Consider the following 19,075-nt stretch of genomic DNA (forward strand, 5'->3'; position numbering starts at 1 on the left):
TAAGGGGCGGAAACCCCCTAACACTTAGCACTCATCGTTTACGGCGTGGACTACCAGGGTATCTAATCCTGTTCGCTCCCCACGCTTTCGCTCCTCAGCGTCAGTTACAGACCAGAGAGTCGCCTTCGCCACTGGTGTTCCTCCACATCTCTACGCATTTCACCGCTACACGTGGAATTCCACTCTCCTCTTCTGCACTCAAGTTCCCCAGTTTCCAATGACCCTCCCCGGTTGAGCCGGGGGCTTTCACATCAGACTTAAGAAACCGCCTGCGAGCCCTTTACGCCCAATAATTCCGGACAACGCTTGCCACCTACGTATTACCGCGGCTGCTGGCACGTAGTTAGCCGTGGCTTTCTGGTTAGGTACCGTCAAGGTACCGCCCTATTCGAACGGTACTTGTTCTTCCCTAACAACAGAGCTTTACGATCCGAAAACCTTCATCACTCACGCGGCGTTGCTCCGTCAGACTTTCGTCCATTGCGGAAGATTCCCTACTGCTGCCTCCCGTAGGAGTCTGGGCCGTGTCTCAGTCCCAGTGTGGCCGATCACCCTCTCAGGTCGGCTACGCATCGTTGCCTTGGTGAGCCGTTACCTCACCAACTAGCTAATGCGCCGCGGGTCCATCTGTAAGTGGTAGCCGAAGCCACCTTTTATGTTTGAACCATGCGGTTCAAACAACCATCCGGTATTAGCCCCGGTTTCCCGGAGTTATCCCAGTCTTACAGGCAGGTTACCCACGTGTTACTCACCCGTCCGCCGCTAACATCAGGGAGCAAGCTCCCATCTGTCCGCTCGACTTGCATGTATTAGGCACGCCGCCAGCGTTCGTCCTGAGCCAGGATCAAACTCTCCGATAAATGGATCACAGGTTAAGTTCACCGCATCCGCGGCGACACCTGTGTGACCTGCGTCGTGCAGGCCCTAGTTTGACTGACTACGCACATCGCTGTGCGATTTATAAAAATGAATTAACAGGTACGTTTTGTCTTGTTTAGTTTTCAAAGATCATTTCGTTACTTCTCAATGAAGCAGCTTTACTAATATAACATTCAGCTTCTTTTTTGTCAATAACTTTTTCAAGTTGTTTTGAAGCATCTAGTTTGTGTCCGCTGTGCATCAGCGACGTTTAATAATATAACACCTGTATTTATTTATTGCAATAGTTTTTTTAAAAAAATCTATAAAACAAATAAACTATAATCCTCGCCATGATTTCTAAAGCGTGTGTATCATATAACTTTCTTAAAAGAACATATACATCAGTCATGTGATCTTGTTGTTTTTTTCGTTTTCTTGTATAGTAGAAACGAACTAAATACTGATGACCACAAGGGGAGCATTAAAGCTGAGAGTGAGCGGTTTCGTTCTGACCCTTTGAACCTGTTAGTTAACGCTGGCGTAGGGATGTGGCAAAGTCAAATGAATTGCAGATCGTAAAGCAGTGCGTGGAACTTTTCTCATCCTTCCGCGTGCTGCTTTTTTGTTGTCCTTTTGGTTGTCTGTCAATGGAAGGAGATAGATATGAATCAATCTAAGCAACTGGTTCGCCTTATTGAAATTGCCATTATGACAGCGGCAGCCGTTATTTTAGACATTGTCTCAGGAATGTTTCTTAGCATGCCTCAAGGAGGCTCGGTCTCCATCATGATGATTCCGATCTTTTTAATTTCGTTTCGCTGGGGTGTCAAAGCAGGTCTTACTACAGGTTTGTTGACAGGTCTAGTACAAATAGCAATCGGAAACTTGTTTGCTCAACATCCTGTACAGCTATTGTTAGATTACATTGTCGCTTTCGCAGCAATCGGCATAAGCGGCTGTTTCGCTTCTTCAGTCCGTAAAGCCGCTGTATCAAAAACAAAAGGGAAATTGATTGTTTCAGTGGTAAGCGCAGTTTTTATCGGCAGTTTGCTGCGCTATGCCGCGCATGTCATTTCAGGAGCTGTGTTTTTCGGCAGCTTTGCTCCAAAAGGAACACCGGTATGGATTTATTCTTTAACTTATAATGCGACTTACATGGTACCTTCATTCATTATTTGTGCAATTGTCCTATGTTTATTATTTATGACAGCACCCCGTTTGCTTAAAAGTGACAAAGCGTAAAAGTAAAAATCCCCCAGCGAATTCCGCTGGGGGATTTTTCGTTATCTGTTAAGAAGCGTTTTTAAAGCTGAAAGATCCGGCCAGCCAAGACCTACTTCTTTCAGCCTTACTCCGGCAATTTCAAAGTTGTCCTCCGCTACTCTTTCAGGTGAATAGGCCTGATAAAATATAATCGAGGGATTCTGCTCAATAACCCAAACAAACATACTTGAAAAACCATGTTGAAGCAAAAACTCCGCTCCTTTTGCTAAGAGCGCCCTGCCTGCACCTTGCCGCTGGCGCTCTTCCAGAAGATAAATAGCGTATAACTCGCCGTCATAGCCTTCTTGTTCAGAGCGAATAGGTCCAAATGAAGCAAAGCCGAATACTGAACCCATTTCGTCCTGAGCAACAAATACCCCCTTTAACGAGCGACTTTTCCATTTGTCTTCAAATTCCTTATAGTTCAGGCTGTTTAAATAATCAATCGGGATAGTTTCGTGGTATGTTGTCCTCCAGCTGTCTACATGCACTTTTGCAATACCCTTTATATCCTCTAACTTCGCTTCACGTACAGTTACCATACGGTTCTGTCCTTTCCTTACTCTGATTTTTGGACCGTTTTGGCTTCTTTGATTTCATTTGTTAATTCATTGATGCTTTGTTTTACGTTTCCTTTTCCTGAAAAGTTCTCAAGCATTTCTTTTACATCGATTCCCGAGGATGCTTTTAAACTTTCTTGCAGACTTGACATTAAGTTCGTCGCATAGCTGGTTACTTTGTTTGCTCCGCTTGATTCACCGCTTCCTCCTGTATCGACAACGGTGATTTTATCAATATTTGAAAGAGGTGCCGCTGCTTGTTTCGCGTATTCCGGAAGCATTTTGACAATCATATCGAAAATCGCCGCCTGCCCGTACTGTTCAAAGGCAGCCGCAATTTTCTCTTTTGCTTCCGCTTCTGCAAGACCTTTCAGGCGGATAACCTCTGCCTCTGTCTCTCCTTTCGCTTTTTCTGCTTCTGCTTTTGCTAGCCCGTCAATTCTTACTTTTTCCGCCTCAGCCTTTGCCATTGCTTCAATACTGTACTTCTTGGCATCGGCTTCCGCGAGCTGTTTGGCTTTCTCAGCTGCTGCGGACTGCTCAACAGAATAACGGTCTGCATCGGCTTTTTTCTTTACCTCTGAGTCGTATTGACGTTCACGGCGAAGAATTTCTTTTTCTTCTAGCTCTATTTGTTTTTGGCGTTCGATAATTTTAACCTGCATTTCCTGCTCTGTGACTTGCTGGCGCGCTCTGGCAGTCTCTAAATCATATGCCTGATCGGCATTCGCTTTTGCCGTATCTTGTTCTCTGCGGAATTCAGCCATCTTGAGCTGATTGATTTTTTCAGCTTCAGCGATTTCCGTCGCCCGTTCAAGTTCTGATTTTTTTGCGTCTTTATCGGCTTCTGCCCGCTTAATTCGGGTTTCTTTATCAGCCTCTGCTGTTGCGATATCAGCATCGCGTTTTACTTGGGCAATTCTCGGTTTCCCTAATGATTCAAGATAACCGTTTTTATCACGAACATCTTTAATGGTAAACGAGACGATTACAAGCCCCATTTTCGCGAGATCCTGTGAAGCGACACGCTGCACCTCTTGAGAGAATTTTTCTCTGTTTTTATAGATTTCTTCTACTGTCATTGAGCCGAGAATGGAACGAAGGTGGCCTTCTAAAACCTCCCGCGCTTCCTGCTCACGGTCGTCTTTTGATTTCCCTAAAAATTGTTCGGCCGCTGTAGCGATTTCTCCTATAGAACCGCCGATTTTAATAATCGCAGTTCCATCGGCCATTACTGGCACTCCTTGTTCTGTATAGACTTCAGGTGTCGAAACATCGAGTTTGCTTGATAATAAGCTTAGCGGCTCTGCCTGCTGGAAGACGGGAAGGACAAAGGTTCCTCCGCCGCGGACGATTTTAATACGGTTGCCGCCTTCATCGACATGAACATTTTTATTGCCCAGATAGCTCCCTGTTACAATTAACGCTTCATCAGGCCCTGCTGTACGATACTTCGTAATAAACACAGCTATTAGTGCAATTAATAAAAAGAATACAACTCCGATGATCATTATAATCGGCATTGTCATATCAAATTCCTCCTTTTATGTTAAATGGGTTCATGCGGAGTAACCGAAAGAACTCCGTTGTTAATATCTACGACTAACACCGTTGTCCCGTAACTGATCTGCTGATTATCAAAACTGACCGCTGACTTTGAAATGGTCCCGCCTATCCCTTCTATGACCACTTCACCAAACCCGTCAACCGGAACAGCTGTAATCACTTTACCGAGTCTTCCTCTGAGATCATCTTCTCTATATGCCAATGATTCTTCTGCAGATGATAATGGTACCAGTACAAAGATGTGAAGCAATACCACCAGCATGATCGAAAGGATGCAAGATAAAAGCGCAATCAGCAAGCTTGACAGAGGCAATACGAGTTCACCTATATATCCGCCCGCTGAAAAACATGTGAAAAATGAGAGCACTAATGTCGGATTAAGAAACGGAATGCCTTCTGGCAGCCCTGCAAATACATCTCCGAAAAACAGAAATAACAGCGTAAGGCTGCCCGCAATAATAAGCGTATAAAGATAAATTGTTTGTATAGGTACTCCAAATAACTCCAATTTCCTCATCCTTTCTTCATCAATGCATTGATGAACGGCTGCCGTTACCATTTATACGAGACACCCCAGGAAAAGTTTCAAAATTTTAAGACAAGTAACCCATTTGAAGTGCTTTATAAATGATAATTGCCTATATATATGGTAATGTCATTTTAGGAGGAGATATGATGAGTATCTTTAATGAAGCCAGATTAGAAACGTGGAACGAATTGAAAGGACTTTCTGACGAAAAGCTGAATCAAAAGCCTTCTGCTGAAGAATGGAGCATACGGGAAGTTCTTGACCATTTGAAAAAAATCGATATGACCGCACAAAAAATGTTGAAGGAACGTGTAAAGGACGCTCCGATTAAAGAAATTGAAGAAAAACCGCTTGAGGTAGCACAGGACAGAAATAATAAACGGAAAGCCCCGAGTCATCTTGAGCCTGCGCATGATTTTATTTCAGGCAGCCAAATGAAACGTGAGCTTGATGTGGTAAGAGAGCAGCTGACTGCTGCGATTGCCTCTCTGAAAGAAGAAGATTTTGAAAGAGTGCTTCCGCATCCTGTGTTTCAAGAGCTGACTGTCAGACAGTGGATCGATTTTATCGGCCATCATGAAAAACGGCACCTCAGCCAAATGAAAGAAATTAAAGAAAAGATAGAAAGGGCCTGATTTAATCAGACCCTTTCTGCTTTTCGTTTGACTTTTCGCTGATAGGAATGAACTTCTATTTCATCACCTGTGTAAACAGCACCAGGTCTCTCCACAATACAGACAATCCCTCTAATGCCCAGTGCGTGGCGGACGAAAGCCGACGCCAGCTTCGGTTGGTCCGGATAATAAGACTGAATGACTTCTCCCGGCTGGATACACGGATCATTTTCGCCCTCACACAGCAGAGCCGCTCCGCTCGGAAAAATAATCCGGCTTCCTTCTTTTAATGAAGTAAGATCTGGCATACCGCTGACTGCCACATTCGCCCCGAGCCATTCCGGCAAAATTCTCGGCACTCCCATTTTTAAAGCGATTTCGTTGCATTCCTCTATTGAAACAATTGAAATTTGTCTGCGGTTGAAAATTTCAGTCCCTCTTGAAAACATTGGTTCTCTGGCTCCCGCTTTTTTGGTCAGGCCAAAATGCAAGTCGCCGGGGATGCCGCCATAATCAAAATCAAGCTTGTCCATTTGCTTTGTTACGAAGCTTTTTGTATCTGCGATATATAAGCCTTCCGCTTTTGCAGTCATACGCTTCCACATCAGCTGGCACCTTCCTTCTTATCTAAAATTTCCACCTATGCTTCATTATCCCAAAAAATCCCGCTCTGTAAAGGAGCGGGATTTTGATTATACCGTTTTAGGCGTAAGGTTAAAGCAGCGTTTGTAGATCCAGTTGTATGCTTTTTCATTTAAATCTCTAGGGTTTCCGAAGGTTTGCGGATCTTTCATTGCTTCTTTAGACAAGCGTTCGATCATATCAGGTGATACTCCCTGCTCTTCTAAAGTCGGCACTTCTAAATCTTCGACCAGATCATACATCCAATTGACAGATGCTTTCGCAGCTTCTTCTGTTGTCATCTTGCTTGTATCAATACCGAACGCTTTCGCAATACGCGCAAACTTCTCAGGATAGCCCTTCCAGTTGTATTCCATGACAGGGCCCATCATCGCCGCTACACATTGGCCGTGAGCGACTGGGATAATACCGCCAAGCGTTTGGCTCATCGCATGAGCAGCGCCCGCTGATTCACTTCCGTAAGAAAGACCGGCAAGCATCGCAGCCTGCGCCATTCCGTACCTTGCTTCCAGATCCTCTCCATCAGCAAATGCCCTCTTGATGTAATGAGCGGCATACTCAATCGCCATTAAGGCAACCGCATCCGTGATTGGCTGTGCAAATTTCATTGTATAGCACTCAATGGCATGGGCGAGCGCATCAATTCCCGTCATAGCTGTTACATGCGGAGGCATTGAAACATGAAGCTCAGGATCAATGATTGTCAAGTGCGCTGCAATCAGCGGACCGCCCGTGTTGAATTTGAATTCTCTTTCTTCATCTGTGATAACCGCCCATTGGGTTACTTCTGATCCGGTTCCAGCTGTAGTGGGAATTGTCGTCAGCGGAGGAATGCGGTTTTCCAGCGGTTTTTTCCCATCTGCCGCTTCATAATCAAGCACGCTTCCTTCGTGAGTCGCTTCTACTCCGATTGCTTTTGCTGTATCCATGGAGCTTCCGCCTCCGACTGCCACCAAACCATTACAGTTCTCTTTTTTGTAAAGCTCAGATCCTTCATTCACCAGACGGACAGGCGGGTTTGGCTCAACTTTATTAAAGAGTACCACTTCAATGCCTGCTTCTTTAAGTGATTCGATTACGGGATCAGCAACACCGGCTTTATAAATCCCAGGGTCTGTGACAAGGAGCGCTTTTGAAACGCCCAGTGCAGCTACTTCCTCACCCGTATGCTTGATGGCTCCGATTCCATGCTTAATCACAGTCGGAATTTCAAATGTGTGGAATTTCTGCATGCTTTCTACCTTCATATTTAATGTCATCATCAATCTCCCCCTCTTATGAATTAAACCAGTTAACCGCTGCCGGTTTTGTATTGCGGTATACATGTTTGACTTCTGTGTATTCTTCAAGGCCTATTTTTCCAAGCTCGCGTCCGAACCCGGATTGCTTATATCCGCCCCATGGCGCTTGTGCAAAGTACGGATGAAAATCGTTGATCCAAACGGTTCCCATTCTCAAGCGGGCTGCTACCCGTTCGCACTTTTCAATGTCTTTTGACCATACCGCTCCAGCCAAGCCATAGATGGTATCATTCGCAAGCTCGATTACCTCTTCTTCAGAGCTGAAGGTTTCGACTGTCAATACAGGACCGAAAACCTCTTCCTGAACGATTCTCATGTCAGAATTACAGTTTGAGAAAATAGTAGGTTCATAGAAAAAGCCGTTTTGAAGCTCAGGATCTTCCGGGCGTTTGCCTCCTGTCTCCAGCTTCGCGCCTTCCTCTATTCCGATCTCTACATATTTTTCTACCTTTGCCCTGTGCTCCGCCGAAATAAGCGGACCGCTTTCTGTCTCAGCATGAAAACCGTTTCCGAGTTTTATGCGTTTTGCCCGTTTGACCAGCTCCGCCAAAAATTGATCATGAATGGCATCCTCAACAAGCAAGCGGGAACCTGCAGAGCATACTTGGCCGGCGTGGAAAAATACAGCGTTTAAGGCCTGATCAACCGCAACTTCTAAATCCGCGTCCTTGAAAACAATATTTGGGTTTTTCCCGCCAAGTTCAAGGGCGATTTTTTTGACGTTTCCGCTTGCCGCCCGCATGATTTTTTTGCCTGTTTCAATTCCGCCCGTAAATGAAATCAAATCGACGTCTTTGTTTACGGCAAGCTCGTCGCCCACTGTGGCTCCCGGTCCAAGAACAAGATTTGCGACACCTTTTGGAACACCGGCTTCTTCCATCAGCTTAAAGACTTTGATTGTCGTCAGCGGCGTAATCTCACTCGGCTTCATGACGATTGTGTTTCCTGCGGCCAGTGCAGGGGCGATTTTCCAGCTCGCTTGAAGGAGCGGATAATTCCATGGAGTGATCTGGCCGCAAACCCCGATTGGCTCCCTAATAATTTTGCTTTCTGAATCAGGAATCGGAGATGAAATGATCTCTCCGCCATCTTTGTCTGCCAAGCCGGCGTAATATTGAAAAACATTGGCGATATCGTCCATATCGGCCTTGCTTTCTTCGAGTGTTTTTCCTGTATCAAGAGATTCAAGCTCAGCCAGCTCCTCAAGATCGCGTCTGATTAATTCCGCAATTTTCAGAACAATTTTTCCGCGTTCAAGCCCGGATAGCGATGACCATTCTCCTTTGTCAAATGCTCTACGTGCGGCTGCGATTGCTTTGATGGCGTCCTCTCGCCCTCCCTCGCTTACAGTTGCAATTTCTTCTTGATTAAATGGGTTGATAATACTGCGGATCTGTTCTTTTTCGGCACTGATCCATTCTCCGTCAATGAATAATGTTTGACTCATATAAGCCTCCTTGACGTAAATAAAGTTTGTTAAATAAAAATTTAATGTTTTTAACAACCTTAATCTAACATATGGTTTTTAAACTGTCAAAGTCCCATTTTGATTTTTCTTTTTGACTTTTCCTCATGTTTCGTTAAGATAAAGAACATAAAGAAATAACTTAACGAATTTAATTTTCTAAAGGAAAAGAGGGTCAGTATGGATGAAAATCCAGAATTTGCAGCTATAGAACAGGCTCGGGATCTTGTTATTGACTCCATTGCTGAAACGATGGATCTTTACGGAATTACCCGCAGTGTCGGGATTTTATATGGGACGATGTATATGAGGGATGAGATGACGCTTGACGAAATGCGTGAGGAGTTGCAAATGAGCAAACCAAGCATGAGCACTGGCGTCAAAAAGCTTCAAGACTTAAATGTAGTGAAAAAAACATTTCACCGGGGCATCCGCAAGCATACATTTGTGGCTGAGAAGGATTTCTTTAAATTTTTCACAAATTTCTTTCCACCTAAATGGGAGCGGGAGGTTCAAGTGAATGTAACAGCGATCGAGGAAGCTCAAGCTGATTTACAAAAGGTTTTATGCAAGGAAGATCTCGATGAGGATATCAAAAATGAAGCACTGCAGTTATATGATCAGCTGGAAAGCTCTAAAGCTTACTATGACTGGCTGAAACGGCTTGCTGAATCGGTGCAGACCGGAGAAATTTTTAAATTTATACCGGTCGAAACAAAGTAAAGCAGAAAACGCCTGGGAAACTAGGCGTTTTTTTGATGTAACTACTACAAATTTGAAAAATACGGGAAAAACACCCCATTTACTTCCAAAATATTTGATGGTAATTTTATGTAGGTAAAATTTGTATTTGGCCTTTCAGAGGAGGTGAAAAGCGGGCAGGCCTGTTTAATTTATCATTTTTTAGGGGGAATTTTGTTATGAAACGCAAATTATTATCTTCTTTGGCAATTAGTGCATTAAGTCTCGGGTTACTCGTTTCTGCACCTACAGCTTCTTTCGCGGCTGAATCTACATCAACTAAAGCTCATACTGAATCCACTATGAGAACACAGTCTACAGCTTCATTGTTCGCAACAATCACTGGCGCCAGCAAAACGGAATGGTCTTTCTCAGATATCGAATTGACTTACCGTCCAAACACGCTTCTCAGCCTTGGCGTTATGGAGTTTACATTGCCAAGCGGATTTACTGCAAACACGAAAGACACATTGAACGGAAATGCCTTGCGTACAACACAGATCCTCAATAACGGGAAAACAGTAAGAGTTCCTTTGGCACTTGATTTGTTAGGAGCTGGCGAATTCAAATTAAAACTGAATAACAAAACACTTCCTGCCGCTGGTACATATACTTTCCGTGCGGAGAATAAATCATTAAGCATCGGAAATAAATTTTACGCAGAAGCCAGCATTGACGTGGCTAAGCGCAGCACTCCTCCGACTCAGCCTTGCGGTTGCAACTAATGTAAAAGACCGGTTAACGCCGGTCTTTTTTGCGTTTTACCCTCCCCTTTTTCTCTAATCCCCGTTATCTTTTTTCTGGTTTAAAATTTAAATTGACAAACACTAGAAACAGGAGTAAATTCTTGAGTGTTCAATTTCATACAGTCTCTTTTACCGCTTAATCAAACACGAACGGGGGAACCAACGATTGGCTGTTTTATTAACAGCCTTGGGGTGAATCTTACTAAGTAAGAGGGGGTACTCTGAATCCCTAATCCGACAGCTAACCTCGTAGGCGTATACAGAGAGGAGGTCTATTATCGGCCATTCTTTGCAATGGTCTTTTTTGTTTCAAAAACGTTAATTCACTAAGGGAGATATGAACATTGGGAAGAATTAAAAATAAGCAATTTGCCGTGATCGGGCTGGGCCGGTTTGGCGGCAGCATTTGTAAAGAACTTCATAGAATGGGGCATGAGGTCCTTGCGGTTGATATCAACGAAGAAAAGGTCAATGCATATGCTTCTTACGCCACTCATGCGGTAATTGCCAACGCCACCGAAGAAAACGAATTGCTTTCATTAGGAATACGCAATTTTGAATATGTGATTGTTGCCATCGGAGCAAATATTCAAGCGAGTACGCTGACCACCCTATTATTAAAGGAGCTTGATATTCCAAATATTTGGGTGAAGGCTCAAAACTATTATCATCACAAGGTGCTTGAAAAAATAGGCGCTGACCGCATTATTCATCCTGAAAAAGATATGGGGGTTAAAATCGCACAAAGCCTTTCAGACGAAAATGTTTTGAATTACATTGATCTATCTGATGAATACAGTATTGTCGAGCTGCTGGCTACGCGCAAGCTTGATTCAAAATCGATTATTGACCTGAATGTAAGAGCAAAGTACGGCTGCACGATCCTGGCCATTAAACATCATGGAGATATCTGTCTTTCCCCCGCGCCTGAAGACATCATTCGCGAGCAAGATTGCCTGGTGATCATGGGCCACAAAAAGGATATTAAACGTTTTGAAAACGAAGGGATGTAGACAAAGGTGACACTTCAAAAGGATAAAGTGATCAAATGGGTTCGGTTTACACCGCCTCAAGTGCTTGCCATTGGTTTTTTCCTTACCATTATCATCGGGGCTGTCCTATTAATGCTTCCGATTTCCACTACGAAGCCATTGTCATGGATAGATGCCCTTTTTACTGCGGCTTCCGCTACAACTGTTACAGGGCTTGCTGTTGTCGATACCGGCACTCAATTTACGGTATTCGGGCAAACAGTAATTATGGGGCTGATTCAGATTGGCGGGCTTGGATTTATGACATTTGCGGTCTTGATCGTCATGATATTAGGAAAAAAAATCGGCTTAAAAGAACGAATGCTCGTCCAGGAAGCCTTAAACCAGCCGACAATCGGCGGTGTCATTGGCCTTGTCAAAGTCCTGTTTCTGTTTTCGATCAGTATTGAATTGATAGCAGCACTCATTTTATCCATCCGGCTTGTACCTCAATACGGCTGGTCATCCGGCTTGTTTGCAAGTTTGTTTCACGCAATATCTGCTTTTAACAATGCCGGGTTTTCGTTGTGGCCTGATAATTTGATGAGCTACGTTGGCGATCCTACAGTGAACCTCGTGATTACTTTCTTATTTATTACAGGAGGGATCGGATTTACGGTTCTGTTTGATGTGATGAAAAATCGGCGTTTTAAAACTTTTTCTTTACATACAAAGCTCATGCTTACAGGAACGCTGATGTTGAATGCGATCGCTATGCTTACGGTCTTTATTTTAGAATACAGCAACCCCGGCACGCTCGGCCACCTGCATATAGTGGATAAACTGTGGGCCTCCTATTTTCAGGCAGTGACGCCGAGAACCGCAGGGTTCAATTCTCTAGATTTTGGAAGCATGAGAGAAGGAACAATTGTATTTACTTTATTATTGATGTTTATCGGAGCAGGAAGCGCATCAACGGCGAGCGGCATTAAGCTGACTACGTTCATCGTGATTTTAACATCTGTTATTGCTTACTTGAGAGGTAAAAAAGAAACGGTTATTTTCCGCCGTTCCATCAAATATCCGATTATCATTAAAGCTTTAGCTGTGAGCGTCACCAGTTTGTTCATCGTGTTTTTAGGGATTTTCGCCCTGACGATCACAGAACAAGCGCCATTTCTTCAAATTGTGTTTGAAACCTTTTCCGCATTCGGAACTGTCGGCCTTACGATGGGGCTTACTCCTGAACTGACAACAGCTGGCAAGTGTATCATCATTGTCATCATGTTTATCGGAAGAATTGGTCCTTTAACGTTCGTGTTTTCATTCGCAAAAACAGAGCAATCAAATATCCGTTATCCTGATGGCGAAGTGTTTACAGGGTGATATCAAAAAAATCCGGCGTGCAGTCGCCGGATTTTTTATGATTCGATATGAGATTGATTTTGTCTTTTTTCCTGTTCCGCGATGATTTCGTTATCCTCCGCGTTATCACGGGTCACTTTTTGCGTAAGAATCGCACCAACTGCTACAAGTATCATAACAGCGATGTAATAACCTTTTTCATTGAGTTCCAGATTATCAGCATTATAGAGTCCGATACTAAACAAAAATACTCCCGCAAAAAAAGTAAAATAAGCTAGTACTGTAAAGGCAACCGTGTTTCTGCGTCTATATTTCTGCACCTTTGTTCCCTCCCGAAAGCATAGTTAAAAAGTGATAACTTCCGTGGAATATTATACCTCAAATTCCCCGGAATGGAACAAAGAATTAAAAATACCAGTAAAAAGGGCTTAGGTTGCCTCCTTTATTTCAACAGCTGAATCATCAATCCAGCCGATAAGTTTATCATTGATTTGGAATTGGTACCATACAGACTGGCCTTTCTGTTTTTTAGACACAACCTTTATGTCTTTGCCGACGTAAGATTGGGCAGAGGTAAGCCTTATGGACCGATCATCAGTAGAAGGCTTGGACCATACGTCTTGAACGGCACTGTCTTTAATAGAGGCGTTTAAATCCACAGATTTGAGGGATGGATTTACCTCATCGTACTCATCTAAATCGTATTTTTCCACAATAGCGCTGATTTTGTCAGCGTAGTCAGGGTCTGTAGCATATCCTGATGTTTGCAGGGCGGTTGCCGCTTCCTTATAATTCCCTGCCTCAAGCACCGGTTTATACTTCTTTTTATTCCACGATGTGCCACGGACGAACAATTGGGCGTGATCATCCATAGATTCAAAAAACGTGCTGTATTTTCGAAACTTCGCGCGAATGGTTTTTCTTTTCCCTTTTTCAACTTCGTCCGTTTCCATCGTGACATGATGGCCTTTATAATTCCCTTTTACGCCAAAAAGGTTGTTGGCCTTAGCAGCCAGTTCACTGTTCCCCCAGTCCGATTCGAGAATGGCCTGAGCAATTGTGATGCTGGGGAGAACATGGTATTTTTCATACAAAATTTGGGCATGTCCGGACAGACTGTCTATAAATACTTGCTGTTCATCGATTTCTTCAGTTTCTTTGGATATTTCAATCGGTTTTGATAAAGTTGTCGCTAAAACAAACAGAGCTAGCGGAATCGATACAAGGAAAAATAGTGAAATCAAGAGTTTACGTTTTTTAAGTTTTTTACGGGCCATGAAAACCTTCCTTCGAATTAAAAGATTACGAATGTAAAAGAATCTACCTTTTAGAATTTTACTTGCACTTCTAATATTTTTCAATTCTTTAGGGATAAAGTTGGGAAAAGATTGCAAAATAAAAACCTTTTCGCTCAATGAAAAGGTTTTTACCATGTTTCTATTTTTGTAAATTTCTGAGTGCATTCCGATATTCCGTATCATTTATTACTTTATATGATTTGACAGTTGCCTTCGACAAACCTTGTGCTGAGACGGCCGGTTTTTCCGGAGCTGTTTTCGCTTTATCATGTGGTTTATGTGCCAGCTTGTGCCCCATTCCAGTGGCATTCATACAAAATGACAGGCAGACGAGCAGCACGCTAAGGTTAAAAGAAATGAAGAAGAGATCATGATAAGCAGTCATCATAGAATCCTGTACCGAACCGCTTTGTCTGGCAGCATCTTTTTTCGTGAAAAAGCCGATGAGAATGGGAACTCCCATATAGACAAACAATCTTAAAAACTGAACAGCTGTCATTCTCTTGACCAAATCAGGCAGCGGGCCTCCCATGGCAGCTCCCATCAGCCCTGCGGCGACTGTCAGGCCTGTTCCCGCTGCAAGCATGATAAACAGTGCCGCGAACATATAAAGAGATGATCGATCCTGTATATGCAGCCATTGAAAATTCACAAAAACGAGAATGAGTCCGCCGATAATACCGAGCATCCCTGGTCCGACTTTATCATATAACAGAGCGCTTAAAATGGCCGCGATCGCCACTCCGATTAAAAGAGTCAAGTTTAAAAAAATGAGATGCTCCTGAGAAATATCATACATTTGACGGAGCAAACCTTGAAAAGCAGACAGGCTGACAGCTACCGTTATCGTCCCTGCAGCTATGATCAATAAGCCAAGCACCGGTTTTGGCAGCAGCATCAGTTTAATAGATATGAAGGGGTTTTTCACTTTATATTCCACAATCAATAGACCAATGAGCAAACATAACGTCACCCCGAAACCAATCCATACATAACCCGATGACAGCCCCCATTTTTGCAGAAAAATGAATGAAACCGCTGAGGCTGCGGCAAGGAAAACAGATAAAAGAATTCCCGCACGATCAAGCGGCTGTTCTTGATCCGCCGCTCCGTGATGCTCGTCATGGAGAAAGAAATAGCTCACCGCGACACCGATCAGGGACAAGGTGCCAAAGATGAAAAACAGCCATCTCCAATGCCCGCAGCTTGTTGCAATGGTTCCGAGGATTGTGCCGATGATAACAGAACCATAGAATCCCCCGATCAGCACAAGCAGTGCATAGTTCCTGCGTTCAATCGGGAATGACAGTACAAGCATTGGAATCATAATCATCAGCATGACGCCTGTTGCCGCCCCCTGTAAAAAGCGCCCTGCCGCCATCCATGCAATATCGCCTGAACATGCGATGAGCAGTGAGCCTAGTATAAAAACAGGTAATGAAGCCAGATAGACGGGACGAGCACCGAATTTTTTCCTCAGCAGCGGTCCTGCCGGAACTAACAAGGCAAAGGCCATATTGCCGATCAATATCGGATTTACTGATGTGAAGACACTTGTTCCAACCGCTTTCTGAACAAGGCCTTGAACTGACGACAATGCCGTGTTAGACATCAATCCCGGCCCGACCGCTAAGACGGCGAGCAAAGAAATCACCCAATAGTGTTTTGTCTTCATGTTGTCATTCCTTCCTATATGAATACATGCGAAACACATCATTTTTTGAAAACAAAAGAAGCTAATAGATTTTGCATACCATTAGCTTTCATTCTAATATTCTCCCTTTCAAGGGAAATGATATTATTTTATTATAATTATGTGAATGAATGAGCATATAATCAAATATTATTTCAAATCGATTGTGTTTTGTCAATGGAGTAAATTTCAAGCACAACATAGAAAGCTTGAAAGCTTTTCCCCGATATTGTGTCTATAACTGCACTTATGAATCCCTGCTCGTTCCCTCAAGCAAATTAAAGCAGGCCGTTTTAATCCTTTCAATCCACTATTCCAACTAATAAACTCAAATAAGTTGGTGATAAGACAACATTTTGCCCCCACATTTTTTTGTGTTCACTGGGCGTTTGCCGCCTCTAAATTGTATATGGGTAAATACCATGAATTAACCTATGAAATACCAATGTAAGGAAATTCTAAATATTCCGGGAGGCAAAAACGAATGGAACTGTATGAGTGTATCCAAGACATTTTTAGCGGCTTGAAAAATCCATCGGTTAAAGATTTAGCAACGTCTTTAAAACAAATTCCAAACGCAGCAAAATTAAGTCAACCGTATATTAAGGAACCAGACCAGTACGCTTACGGCCGAAATGCCATCTATCGAAATAATGAATTGGAAATTATCGTGATTAACATTCCGCCAAACAAGGAGACAACTGTACATGATCATGGTCAATCCATTGGTTGTGCAATGGTGTTAGAAGGAAAGCTTCTTAATTCTATTTATCGCTCAGCCGGCGAACACGCAGAACTCTCCAATTCATACTTTGTCCACGAAGGAGAATGCCTTATTTCAACCAAAGGTTTAATTCACAAAATGTCTAATCCCACATCCGAACGAATGGTGTCTCTTCATGTCTACTCCCCTCCTTTGGAAGACATGACGGTCTTTGAGGAACAAAAGGAGGTTTTAGAAAATTCTTGATTGACAGATAAGCTGCTCACTTTGACTTCGCTCAACTGGGGGATTCAGAGAATGTACCTTTTCCTCAAAACAAAAAAACCCTTATAGAATAAGGGTTTAAAGGTATGGAGCCAAGGGGGCTCGAACCCCTGACCTCTACGCTGCCAGCGTAGCGCTCTCCCAGCTGAGCTATGGCCCCGTATGTAACGTCATGTTTATTATAGATGATTTTATTTTGAAAAACAAGCTGTTTCCTCTTGAATTGACAGAAAAAATAAGGCTCGGAAAAGAGCCTTATTTTCGACTTACATCATGATCAAAAGTAAAATCACACCGAGAATAATTCGATAGATAGCAAATGGGACAAGTTTGATTTTGTTAATCAGCCTTAAGAAGAAACGGACGACAAACAGTGCGACCACAAAGGCACAGATAAAGCCGACGATGAAAAATGGCATCAGATCCGAGCTTAAGCTGTCCCAATGCTTCACGAGGCTTAGAAAACTGGCTCCCATCATGATCGGCATCGCCATAATAAACGTAAAGTCGGCTGCAGCTCGGTGGTTTAATCCGAGAATAACACCTCCGGATATGGTTGAACCAGAACGTGAGAAACCCGGCCAAAGGGCAAGACATTGGAATAAGCCGACTGCTATCGCCTGTTTATAGGAAATGCGGTCGAGTGTGTCTGTCGCTGTTTTCCGCTTATTGACCCAGTCAGCAAAAAGCATCAGGATTGCCCCGGCAATTAAACCGATGGCCACAGTTTTGACAGAAAATAAATATTCATCAATGTAATCTTCAAACAAAAAGCCGAGAACAGCTGCAGGCACGAGTCCGACGGCGATTTGGGCAATGCTTAATTTATGTCCCTGCTCCTGGTCGCTTGTAATATTTTTTTTCAAGCCGAGTAAATTTAAAATTCGGTCTTTAAACACGATAGCTACTGCTAAAATGGAGCCTAGCTGAATAACCACCTTGAATGAGTTAGCAGCTTCTTCTGACATCAGATTACTTGATTTAAGCCAGATGTCGTCTACTATGATCATATGTCCTGTCGAAGAAACCGGCGCGTACTCTGTTAATCCTTCTACGATTCCTAAAATGGCGGCTACAAACAATTCCCATAGAGTCATGATTTTGATTCTCCCCATTAGACATTTATTTTTTTACATAACGGGAGCTTCCCATAAATGGAAAGCCCGTCTTATATAACTATAAACGAAAATCACACTTTATGACCCGACGTATTTTCATTTTTTTCTTCATCGTATAAATGTGACTGCATTTTAAACCAGTCAAATAAATGTGTCGTAATGACTTTGGCAACTGCATAGCCAGGAATGGCAAGAATGATTCCAACAACACCAAACAGCTTGCCGGCTGTTAACAGCAGAAAAATAATCGTAATCGGATGGATGTGAAGGTTTTTTCCCATAATTTGCGGAGAGATCAGCTTCCCTTCAATCAGCTGAACAATCGTCCAAACGATCACCAGCTTAAGCAGCATGAGCGGCGATGTCACTATGGCAATGATAATCGCAGGCGTAATGGCAATCGTTGGCCCTAAATATGGAACGATGCTTGTGCAAGCCGCAATGACTGCAAGCAATGAAGCATAATCCAGTCCGATAATCAAATAACCGATAAACAGCAAAAACCCGATACAGAAGCTGACAATGATCTGGCCTCTGATATAAGAGCTTAACCGATGATTCATTTCGCTTAAGACTGTATATGTCTGTTCTTTCAATCGAGTCGGCACAAACTTCAGTATGTAGACCGGTAATTTTCTTCCGTCTTTTAGCAAATAAAATAGAATAAACGGAACCGTGACGATCGAAATGATAATCTCAGTCAGTGCGCCGATAAAATTCCCAACACCGGTAAAGGTGCTGTTCACGATCGTCGCTGCCTGATCCGAAACCTTTGTAGCAAGATCAGATATATTAATGTTCATCGTTTGCTGGGCCTGGTTGACGAAGTTGCTGCCGATCAGCTGTTTCGTCTGATTTTCTACGACGTCCACATATCTTGGGATATTGTCAATCAAACTCATAATTTGTTCTTTTAAGAAGGGAATGATCGACACGATCGTGATCGTGATCAGCCCGATAACCAATAGATATAGCAGCAATATAGAATAGATTCTTCTTATTCTTCTTCTCTCCAGAAAATCGACGACTGGGTTTAACAGATAAAAAACAATGCCTGTCAAAATAATCGGAAGTGATATCGTTTTGAGCAGAACAATAATCGGGGTGAAAATAAATGATGTTTTTGTAAATACTAGAATATTTAAACCAATCAGCAGCAGCACAAGCAAAAATAAAACAAACTTATTATCCAAGAAGAATCGCTTGAATCTGCCGCTCCATGTTTGCAACGTCTCCACTATCGTTCCTCCGTCATACATAGTTTAATTAAATTGTACACTATCGTCCCTATAATGAAAAATAAAAACCGTTAATTGCTGGAAAAGCTTTCACGGTTTTAACATTCTATTTATAT

At 43.0% G+C, this 19,075-nt stretch carries 18 protein-coding genes, 1 tRNA gene, 1 rRNA gene and 2 riboswitches (1 of these 22 running past the window's edge); of the genes, 7 read left to right on the forward strand and 13 right to left on the reverse strand.

The genetic code is table 11. The annotated features are described in order from the left end of the window. A 16S ribosomal RNA gene (locus MHB62_RS16025) occupies positions 1–860 on the reverse strand (it extends 690 nt beyond the left edge of the window). A gap of 463 nt (positions 861–1,323) precedes the next feature. Further along, positions 1,324–1,425, forward strand: a riboswitch (TPP riboswitch). A 99-nt stretch (positions 1,426–1,524) separates the two neighbouring features. On the opposite strand from MHB62_RS16025, the gene thiT reads away from it, so the two are divergent. Then, positions 1,525–2,103: an energy-coupled thiamine transporter ThiT gene (thiT, locus tag MHB62_RS16030; protein ID WP_003228966.1), complete on the forward strand. Its 579-nt coding sequence runs from the start codon at positions 1,525–1,527 to the stop codon at positions 2,101–2,103. 41 nt (positions 2,104–2,144) lie between these two features. Here thiT and MHB62_RS16035 read toward each other — a convergent pair whose 3' ends face one another. Genes MHB62_RS16035 through MHB62_RS16045 form a run of 3 tightly spaced genes read right to left on the reverse strand, consistent with a single transcriptional unit; the run spans position 2,145 to position 4,758 of the window. Beyond that, the gene (locus MHB62_RS16035) at positions 2,145–2,666 is read right to left on the reverse strand and encodes a GNAT family N-acetyltransferase (RefSeq protein ID WP_015714591.1); all 522 of its coding nucleotides are present in this window, start codon (positions 2,664–2,666) and stop codon (positions 2,145–2,147) included. A 17-nt stretch (positions 2,667–2,683) separates the two neighbouring features. After that, on the reverse strand, positions 2,684–4,213 hold the full coding sequence (gene floT / locus MHB62_RS16040) for a flotillin lipid rafts scaffold protein FloT (protein ID WP_014477772.1): 1,530 nt from the start codon (positions 4,211–4,213) through the stop codon (positions 2,684–2,686). 20 nt (positions 4,214–4,233) lie between these two features. After that, positions 4,234–4,758 carry an NfeD family protein gene (locus MHB62_RS16045; protein ID WP_015251368.1) on the reverse strand — a complete coding sequence of 175 codons (525 nt, stop codon included), beginning with the start codon at positions 4,756–4,758 and terminating at the stop codon, positions 4,234–4,236. A 167-nt stretch (positions 4,759–4,925) separates the two neighbouring features. On the opposite strand from MHB62_RS16045, the gene MHB62_RS16050 reads away from it, so the two are divergent. Continuing rightward, on the forward strand, positions 4,926–5,414 hold the full coding sequence (locus MHB62_RS16050; RefSeq protein WP_003242867.1) for a DinB family protein: 489 nt from the start codon (positions 4,926–4,928) through the stop codon (positions 5,412–5,414). Positions 5,415–5,419: 5 nt separating this feature from the next. Here the strand turns inward: MHB62_RS16050 and MHB62_RS16055 are convergent, their stop codons facing one another. The 3 genes from MHB62_RS16055 to betB all read right to left on the reverse strand — a co-directional run bounded on the left by MHB62_RS16055 (position 5,420) and on the right by betB (position 8,783). Beyond that, the gene (locus MHB62_RS16055) at positions 5,420–5,998 is read right to left on the reverse strand and encodes an MOSC domain-containing protein (protein ID WP_003243361.1); all 579 of its coding nucleotides are present in this window, start codon (positions 5,996–5,998) and stop codon (positions 5,420–5,422) included. 87 nt (positions 5,999–6,085) lie between these two features. Beyond that, a complete protein-coding gene (gene gbsB / locus MHB62_RS16060; protein WP_003243227.1) occupies positions 6,086–7,294 on the reverse strand; it encodes a choline dehydrogenase in 1,209 nt (402 codons plus the stop codon). Positions 7,295–7,310: 16 nt separating this feature from the next. Beyond that, a complete protein-coding gene (gene betB / locus MHB62_RS16065; protein WP_003243430.1) occupies positions 7,311–8,783 on the reverse strand; it encodes a betaine-aldehyde dehydrogenase in 1,473 nt (490 codons plus the stop codon). 198 nt (positions 8,784–8,981) lie between these two features. Here betB and gbsR point away from each other — a divergent pair, with 198 nt between their 5' ends. The 4 genes from gbsR (at position 8,982) to ktrB (ending at position 12,645) form a co-directional block, all read left to right on the forward strand. Beyond that, the gene (gene gbsR, locus MHB62_RS16070) at positions 8,982–9,524 is read left to right on the forward strand and encodes a transcriptional regulator GbsR (RefSeq protein ID WP_003244320.1); all 543 of its coding nucleotides are present in this window, start codon (positions 8,982–8,984) and stop codon (positions 9,522–9,524) included. A 197-nt stretch (positions 9,525–9,721) separates the two neighbouring features. Then, positions 9,722–10,267, forward strand: coding sequence for a biofilm surface layer hydrophobin BslA (gene bslA, locus MHB62_RS16075; protein ID WP_003243556.1), 546 nt, complete (start codon positions 9,722–9,724; stop codon positions 10,265–10,267). A 144-nt stretch (positions 10,268–10,411) separates the two neighbouring features. Beyond that, a riboswitch (cyclic di-AMP (ydaO/yuaA leader) is annotated at positions 10,412–10,560 on the forward strand. A gap of 72 nt (positions 10,561–10,632) precedes the next feature. Further along, a complete protein-coding gene (gene ktrA, locus MHB62_RS16080) occupies positions 10,633–11,301 on the forward strand; it encodes a potassium uptake protein KtrA (protein WP_003243377.1) in 669 nt (222 codons plus the stop codon). A gap of 6 nt (positions 11,302–11,307) precedes the next feature. Beyond that, positions 11,308–12,645, forward strand: a complete 1,338-nt coding sequence (ktrB, locus tag MHB62_RS16085) for a Ktr system potassium transporter KtrB (RefSeq protein WP_003243582.1) — start codon at positions 11,308–11,310, stop codon at positions 12,643–12,645. Positions 12,646–12,680: 35 nt separating this feature from the next. On the opposite strand, the gene MHB62_RS16090 is transcribed toward ktrB, so the two are convergent. From MHB62_RS16090 to MHB62_RS16100, 3 genes are all read right to left on the reverse strand, one after another. Next, the gene (locus tag MHB62_RS16090; protein ID WP_003222348.1) at positions 12,681–12,944 is read right to left on the reverse strand and encodes a YiaA/YiaB family inner membrane protein; all 264 of its coding nucleotides are present in this window, start codon (positions 12,942–12,944) and stop codon (positions 12,681–12,683) included. A gap of 108 nt (positions 12,945–13,052) precedes the next feature. Next, positions 13,053–13,901 (reverse strand): exo-glucosaminidase LytG, encoded by an 849-nt coding sequence (gene lytG, locus MHB62_RS16095; RefSeq protein ID WP_003228938.1) that lies wholly within the window; start codon positions 13,899–13,901, stop codon positions 13,053–13,055. 160 nt (positions 13,902–14,061) lie between these two features. Continuing rightward, a complete protein-coding gene (locus MHB62_RS16100; protein ID WP_032722408.1) occupies positions 14,062–15,597 on the reverse strand; it encodes an MFS transporter in 1,536 nt (511 codons plus the stop codon). A gap of 502 nt (positions 15,598–16,099) precedes the next feature. Between MHB62_RS16100 and cdoA the strand changes: the two genes are divergently transcribed. Further along, a complete protein-coding gene (cdoA, locus tag MHB62_RS16105) occupies positions 16,100–16,585 on the forward strand; it encodes a cysteine dioxygenase (RefSeq protein WP_021480465.1) in 486 nt (161 codons plus the stop codon). A 105-nt stretch (positions 16,586–16,690) separates the two neighbouring features. On the opposite strand, the gene MHB62_RS16110 is transcribed toward cdoA, so the two are convergent. The 3 genes from MHB62_RS16110 to MHB62_RS16120 form a co-directional block, all read right to left on the reverse strand. Continuing rightward, positions 16,691–16,763 (reverse strand) — tRNA-Ala (locus MHB62_RS16110). Between the two features lie 106 nt (positions 16,764–16,869). After that, on the reverse strand, positions 16,870–17,700 hold the full coding sequence (locus tag MHB62_RS16115; RefSeq protein WP_014477785.1) for an undecaprenyl-diphosphate phosphatase: 831 nt from the start codon (positions 17,698–17,700) through the stop codon (positions 16,870–16,872). A gap of 92 nt (positions 17,701–17,792) precedes the next feature. Further along, entirely contained in the window at positions 17,793–18,959 is a 1,167-nt protein-coding gene (locus MHB62_RS16120) for an AI-2E family transporter (RefSeq protein WP_021480467.1), read from the reverse strand. Positions 18,960–19,075 lie beyond the last annotated feature (116 nt).

Origin of the sequence: Bacillus sp. FSL K6-0255, from assembly GCF_045040725.1 — a bacterium.
Lineage (GTDB): Bacteria > Bacillota > Bacilli > Bacillales > Bacillaceae > Bacillus > Bacillus subtilis.